Source organism: Wolbachia endosymbiont of Drosophila barbarae, assembly GCF_044752445.1.
Lineage (GTDB): Bacteria > Pseudomonadota > Alphaproteobacteria > Rickettsiales > Anaplasmataceae > Wolbachia > Wolbachia pipientis.
Genome location: NZ_JBIXJM010000070.1, coordinates 1 through 6,749, shown reverse-complemented (window position 1 = coordinate 6,749; position 6,749 = coordinate 1). Strand labels below are relative to the sequence as shown.

Genomic DNA, 6,749 nt, shown 5'->3' with positions numbered 1-6,749 from the left:
GCAAAATGAAAAGCTAATACTACTTAATACATACTAAAAATTATGGTGATTTTTTGATGGGTTGTAAAGGGTATAAAAACATTAAAATTGATCATTTTTATTTCAAAAAAATGAAAAATTTGTAAATGTCGCTTGTATCGAGGATTAGAAGCATGCTATTAAAAACAGTAATACATTATGTATAAATAAGATGTTAAATTTACTGGCAAATAAGTAAAGTATTCATATAAATATAGCTAACCTAATATAGCTAACCTAATATAGATTTACTGAAGCAAATTTATGATTATATTAAGTAATTTGAGTTGTTATGCTGTATTCGGTATTGAACTAGAGTTTTACATTGAAGGAATAGAAAAAGAATACTTATTTCTGAATAGCATCAAAAATAAAATAGCATCTCTTGAATTTTCTTGCAAGAAGGAGAATTCTACACATCAGTATGAGATAAAAAGTGGTTGTTATACGAACTCCTACAATTTAATTAAGCATTTTGAGTTAGCAAAACAATCACTTACTGAAACAGCACAAAAACTAGGTGGGAATGTTTCTTTTAAAGCAAAGCCTTATTTGGATAGAGCAGGCAGTGCATTAAATGTGCATGTTAATCTCGTGAATTCAAATAACGGTAACTTATTTTATATCAATGAGCAAAAGTACAGTGACTATCTGATTCATAGTATTGGTGGATTATGTGCAATGATGAAAAAACATATGTTGTTTTTTGCTCCAAATGATGATTCATATTTAAGATTTCAGTATCCGGATATTCACACTCCAACTACGATTAGTTGGGGAGTAAATAACAGAACTGCTGCGATAAGAATTCCCTATTTTGGCAACGATTTCAAAAGATGCCGCCTAGAGCACCGCGTTCCCGGAGCAGATTGTGACCTTGAAAAAGTACTCACAGCAATAATTGAAGGTATGGTTTTTGGTATAGAGAACAAAATTGCTCCGCCAAATAGGGTCTACGGCATTGCATCTGATCCTCAATATGAGATGGAGAGGTTAATATAACAACTATCTATCACATCCTAATCCGTTAAACCCCTTTTGGGTAATTGGCTGTTTTAGCATTTTTTTTACATCATTATCTACATTTTTGCACTGTAATAGCAAGTCTAAAGCAGATAGTTTCTGCGTGCTTTTAGATTCAAGCTCTAGATTGCTTAACACTTGCCCAGGAAGTGGATTACCAGGCACATCCATGTGCTCAGGAAGAGGTTTCATCTGATTCTTTATAGAGCTAGAGTTATTTTGTGTAAGAGTTTTATCATTTAGCATGCTAAGAATAATTTCCTCAGACACTACCATAGTTTTTGTATAATCAACAGGATTACTATTTTCAGCATCTATAGTCACATGAATTGGTTCGCCAAACGCATTTATAGGACCATCAAGTGATCCTTTCTCCATGCGTTCTTGTGCTCTTTTCCTTATTATTTCTTCTTCTAGCTCAGTTTCAGTTCTTTTTGGTTCTTTTACGGTATCTTTTTCTTCACCTTCATCAACACTGCTATACCCTTCATCTTCTGAAACTTTATCTCCTGAAACACGAGTAATTTCAGCTTTAGTTCTTATTTTATGAACCAGCGAAAGTAATAAGTAAGTAACTGCAGCGGCAGAAACGATAATGGCTATCTTTGCGGCAATGTGGATTGCTGTTAAAAATATTAAAGCTGATAAAGCTCCAGCTAATCCAGACACAATAACTTTATTTTTGCCCTTTGTTACATTTAGAATTGCCACCATAATAACCTCTCAAATACTGTTCTAGAATTATTATACAGGAATTTTCTTATACTTGCAATTTTGCGAAAATTTTAATTATTTGCGTAAAGTTTTAAAGCTACACAAGGATTAATTAATATGCAATGTATCTCGACTATAATATTGTACAAACACACATATTCAGCTAACATTCAACATGCAGAGCTTACTCATAGAGCGAAACAGGGCGGTGGTATTATTACTTATAGTAATTTTTATCTTCGGTTCATACGTTTATGTAAAAATGCCAAGGGAAAGCAATCCTGATATACAGATTCCTATAATCAGCGTGTTTGTTGGACTTCCTGGGATTTCTGCTCAAGATAGTGAAAAGCTATTAGTGCTTCCTATAGAAAATGAACTAAGATCCATCGAAGGTGTAAGAGAATTGAGAGCTTTTGCAACTAATGATGGTGCTCACATGATACTCGAATTTGGAACAGAGTATGATAATAAAGAAGTGCTCGATAATGTTCGTTCAAAGCTTTCAAACATAAAATCGAAGTTACCTGTTGAAGCGGAATCTCCGATAATCAATGAAATAAACTTGAGCTTATTTCCGATACTCAATGTCGGCTTAATTGGTAATTTGCCAGAAAGAGCCTTAACTGAAATAGCACGCAAGCTAAAGAAAGAAATAGAATCTCTGCCAAATGTTCTCAAAGTTGAAGTGGCAGGTATGCGTAAAGAAACAGTGGAAGTGATAGTTGAGCCCACAGTTCTAACAAAATATAACATTCAATCAAACGAAATATTCCAAGCTATATCAAGCAATAACAGACTAGTGGAAGCTGGGTCACTGGAAAATGATACCGGTAAATATTCGATTAAAATATCAGGGTTATTAAAAGATATAGAAGATATTATGAATATTCCTATTAGATCTCAAGGCGATGCAGTTTTGAGAATCAAAGATATAGCAAAAGTATACCCTAGGTTTGAGGATCACCAAGGATTTGCTCGCATTAATGGATTACCTAGTGTCGTGCTAGAAATTTCAAAACGTAACGGAAAAAACATAATAGACACAGTAAATCAAGTAAAATACTTAATGGATAAGGCAAAAGATCAATTACCTGAAAATTTAAAAGTGGTGTACTTAAACGACCAGTCAAAAAACGTCCGCGATGTGCTTGATGACTTGGAAAACGGCATAATATTTGCTGTGTTGTTAATATTGATCATAATGATGCTTTCTATGGGAACAAGGATTGCTATTCTTGTGGCACTCTCGATACCCGGTTCCTTTCTCATTGGGATAATAGCTCTTTACTTTATGGGTATAACCTTAAATATCGTTGTGCTCTTCAGTTTAATTATGGCTGTTGGCATGCTGGTTGATGATGCAATTGTGATCAGCGAATATGCCGATAGAAAGATGATCTGCGGAATGGACAAAGTAGAAGCTTTTTACACTTCAGTTCGTGATATGTTTTATCCGGTTCTATCATCAACGTTAACTAAATTAGCAGTGTTTTTTCCTCTATTATTCTGGCCTGATACTGTTGGTAAATTCATGCAGTACATACCAATTACAATAATTCTAACTTTGACTGGATCGCTCATTATGGCTTTGGTTTTTATACCAACACTTGGTGCAATATTTGGTAAGCCTTCGATAACTTCAAAAAAAGAAATAAAAAAAATGAGTGCTATAGAAAGTGGTGAAATAAAAAATGCTGGGCCTATAATAAGAGCTTACGTACGCATGCTAGAGAAGGTTTTGGATCATCCTAAAAAATTCGTATGTGCTACTGTATTCGTTTTGTTTTCATTTAGTGTGCTGTACTTTACTTTTGCTCCTGGAGTAAAGTTTTTTCCGAAAGTGGATTCAGATAATATTTTAATCAGTGTTAAAGCAAAAGAAAGCTTATCAGCCAAAGAACGAGATCTGATACTCAAAGAAGTGGAAGAACGCATTTTGAGCATTGAAAAAGAAATTCATGTTTCTTATGCTAGATCAGGAGCATTTTCAGACAACGTTATCGCCAGAATACAACTAGAACTTATGGATTGGCGCTTCAGGCGCAAAGCTAAGCACATACTAAATGATATAAGGAGCAGTGTGCAAGACATGAAAGGAATAATAATTAATGTTCAAGAGGAAAAGCCAGGACCGTCGGCTGACAAGCCAATACAAATTAACCTCAGCGGGAGTGTATCCAGTTTGAATTTAACAGCAGAGAAAATTCTAGAAATTATGAACCAACCTTCATCCGGGTTTATAAATATTCAAGATAGCAGATCAGCACCTGAAATAGAGTGGAATATGAGCGTTGATAAGAGTAAGGCTACAAGTTCTGGAGTAAGTGTTGCAACCATTGGCGATTTTATAAAGATGGTTACAAATGGAGTGTTGATTGGAAAATATAGACCAAATAACACGGATGAAGAAATCGATATTGTACTCCGTTTCCCCAGAAGAGACCGCAACATGAAGACTATAGACAATCTTTTTATCAATACAGTTAATGGCCCGTATCCTATGAGCAACATAGTAAAATATGCCCCCGAAAAAAAGGTAAACAAACTAAGTAGGATTGATGGATCACGCACAGTGACAATCTCTGCTGACCTGGATACTGGCTATCTTGTTGATGAAAGAGTAAAGTTCATTCAGAATTCTATTGCCCAGGATTGGGACAAGGGAGTAAAAATTGATTTTAAAGGCGACAAAGAAGATCAACAAAAATCAGGAGCATTTTTGTTAAAGGCTTTTATATTAGCGATTACACTAATGATATTGGTATTAGTGACACAGTTTAATAATGTATACCATACATTTATCGTAATGACAGCAGTGTTTTTATCCACAACATGTGTGTTTTTTGTTTTCTTTCTTATCCAACAAGTTTTCGTAGTTGTTATGTGTGGAGTGGGGATAATTGCTTTGGCGGGAATTATAGTGAATAATAACATACTATTACTTGATGCCTTTCATCACCAAATTAAGGTACACAAAAATGACATCAAGCGATGTGTAATAAACGCTGCAATTTCTCGCGTTAGGCCAATATTGCTTACCGTTGCAACCACAGTTCTTGGTTTAATACCGATGATTACCAGGTTAAATATCAATTTTTTTACGCTACAAATCACATATGATGCTCCATCAAGCCAGTGGTGGGTTGACATTTCAACAACCATAGCAAGTGGAATATTGGCTGCAACGGTTTTAACTTTATTCTTTACTCCTGCGTTGCTTGTTATACAAAGACATGAAAAAACTTGACTTAAATTAGCAATCATTTAACATTTAAGATAGTGTTCTTTGCCCGTTGGAGCTATAATTATAACTAATTACATTGGATTTATTTATTATGATTGCTAATCGTAAAAGCAGTGTTAAGCAGAAAAGTAACAAGAATAACATAGTTGGAAGCCTTGATGTAATAAAAACAGCAGGAGAGCTTTCACTTCAAAAAGGTTTAGATTTTGATGTTGTAATAAAGGCACTAGAAAGTGCTATAGAAGCAGTGGCTCATCAAAAATATGGTAGCAAAAGTAAAATTGTAGTTGATATAGATAGAAACACAGGCAAAGTTACTTCATATAGAAAACTAAAAGTTATTGATGATGAATCAAATGAAAAAGAGAATACCGAGTGTGAATCAATTACGCTTACACAAGCTAAATTAATAAAAGGAGATGCAAAAGTTGGAGATACTGTTAGTGAATTACTCTCTCTTAACACTGATCTTGCTTCAGCAAGAATTGCCCAGCAAAAGATTGCTCAAATAATTAAAGATGAAGAGTCAAAAAAGCAATATGAGGAATTTAAAGATAAGGTGGGAGAAATAAGGTATGGTATTGTTAAACAAGTAGAATATTCAGATCTTATTATAGACATAAATGGCACTAGGGCATATCTTCCATTGCGAAATTTAACTGGTGGTGAATCATTTCGTGAAGGTGATAAGGTTAAAGCTTACATACAGACTGTTAAGCGCTCTGATGATGGACGTCAAATTATTCTTTCTAGGACTCATGAAGGCTTTTTGGAGGCATTATTAAATCAAGAAATACCAGAAATTGCTGACGGATTAGTGACAATTAAAGGTATAGCTAGAGATGCTGGTTCAAGGTCTAAGGTTGCAGTTTTCTCTCCCGACAAGAACATTGATCCAGTAGGTGCTTGTGTTGGAGTTAAGGGAGATAGAATAAAAACTATTATACACGAATTAAATGGTGAAAAAATTGACGTTATAAATTACTCCTCAGATTTGGGTCAATTTGTTATTAAAGCCATTACTCCTGCAGAAGTATCGAAGGTTATTATTGATGAAAATGAAAATTGCATAGAGTTAATAGTTGCTGAAGATCAATTGAGTTTAGCGATAGGAAAAAAGGGCCAGAATGTAAGATTAGCTTCAGAGCTTGTTGGATGGAAAATTGAGATATTAAGCACTCAGCAAGAATCAGAAAGGCGAAGTAAAGAACTTAGTCAATGTTCAGCTTTATTTGCTGAAGTTTTAAACTTAGAAGAGATTATGGGTCAGCTATTGGTAACAGAAGGTTTTTCAAGTGTAGAAGACATATCTAGCGCTTCAATTAAAGAGCTTGCTTCAATAGAGGGCTTTAATGAAGATATTGCAAACGAACTTCATAATAGAGCAAATAAGTACCTGAAAGCAGAAAATGATAGAAAAATAGAAGAGCTAAAAAGTTTAGGTATGGAGGATGATGTAATCAATTTAACTTTATCAATAGACAATAAAATTGCTCTTAGTAAGCATGATATTAAGACTTTAGAGGACATAGCAGATTTATCAAGTTATGAGTTTTGCAGCATACTCTCTTCCTCATCCGATAGCAAAGAAGATCTAAAAGATACAGTAGATTCAATAATCATAGAAGCACGTAAAAAGCTTGGATTAATATAATAAAATAATATGAATAATGAAGATATCAGTGATAAAAAATTAACGCTCCAAGGTTTAAGCAAGCTTAAATTAGACCTCAATTTAAACTCTTCA

4 protein-coding genes are annotated in these 6,749 nt (G+C 34.1%); 3 read left to right on the top strand and 1 reads right to left on the bottom strand.

The window, feature by feature from the left end; translation table 11 throughout:
- Positions 1 to 282 precede the first annotated feature (282 nt).
- On the top strand, positions 283 to 1,020 hold the full coding sequence (locus ACIPNH_RS01010) for a type I glutamate--ammonia ligase (RefSeq protein ID WP_264723772.1): 738 nt from the start codon (positions 283 to 285) through the stop codon (positions 1,018 to 1,020).
- Positions 1,021 to 1,023: 3 nt separating this feature from the next.
- Here ACIPNH_RS01010 and ACIPNH_RS01005 read toward each other — a convergent pair whose 3' ends face one another.
- Positions 1,024 to 1,755: a hypothetical protein gene (locus tag ACIPNH_RS01005; RefSeq protein ID WP_400771061.1), complete on the bottom strand. Its 732-nt coding sequence runs from the start codon at positions 1,753 to 1,755 to the stop codon at positions 1,024 to 1,026.
- Between the two features lie 175 nt (positions 1,756 to 1,930).
- Between ACIPNH_RS01005 and ACIPNH_RS01000 the strand changes: the two genes are divergently transcribed.
- Together ACIPNH_RS01000 and nusA are read left to right on the top strand one after the other, a co-directional pair.
- Positions 1,931 to 5,005: an efflux RND transporter permease subunit gene (locus ACIPNH_RS01000; protein WP_400771058.1), complete on the top strand. Its 3,075-nt coding sequence runs from the start codon at positions 1,931 to 1,933 to the stop codon at positions 5,003 to 5,005.
- Between the two features lie 88 nt (positions 5,006 to 5,093).
- On the top strand, positions 5,094 to 6,656 hold the full coding sequence (gene nusA / locus ACIPNH_RS00995; protein WP_400771056.1) for a transcription termination factor NusA: 1,563 nt from the start codon (positions 5,094 to 5,096) through the stop codon (positions 6,654 to 6,656).
- Positions 6,657 to 6,749: the final 93 nt, after the last annotated feature.

What these genes read in the sequence shown, in the direction of transcription:
- ACIPNH_RS01005 (WP_400771061.1), bottom strand. Translation starts at nt 1,755, where the DNA reads ATGGTGGCAATTCTAAATGTAACAAAGGGCAAAAATAAAGTTATTGTG.
- ACIPNH_RS01010 (WP_264723772.1), top strand. Translation starts at nt 283, where the DNA reads ATGATTATATTAAGTAATTTGAGTTGTTATGCTGTATTCGGTATTGAA.
- ACIPNH_RS01000 (WP_400771058.1), top strand. Translation starts at nt 1,931, where the DNA reads ATGCAGAGCTTACTCATAGAGCGAAACAGGGCGGTGGTATTATTACTT.
- nusA (WP_400771056.1), top strand. Translation starts at nt 5,094, where the DNA reads ATGATTGCTAATCGTAAAAGCAGTGTTAAGCAGAAAAGTAACAAGAAT.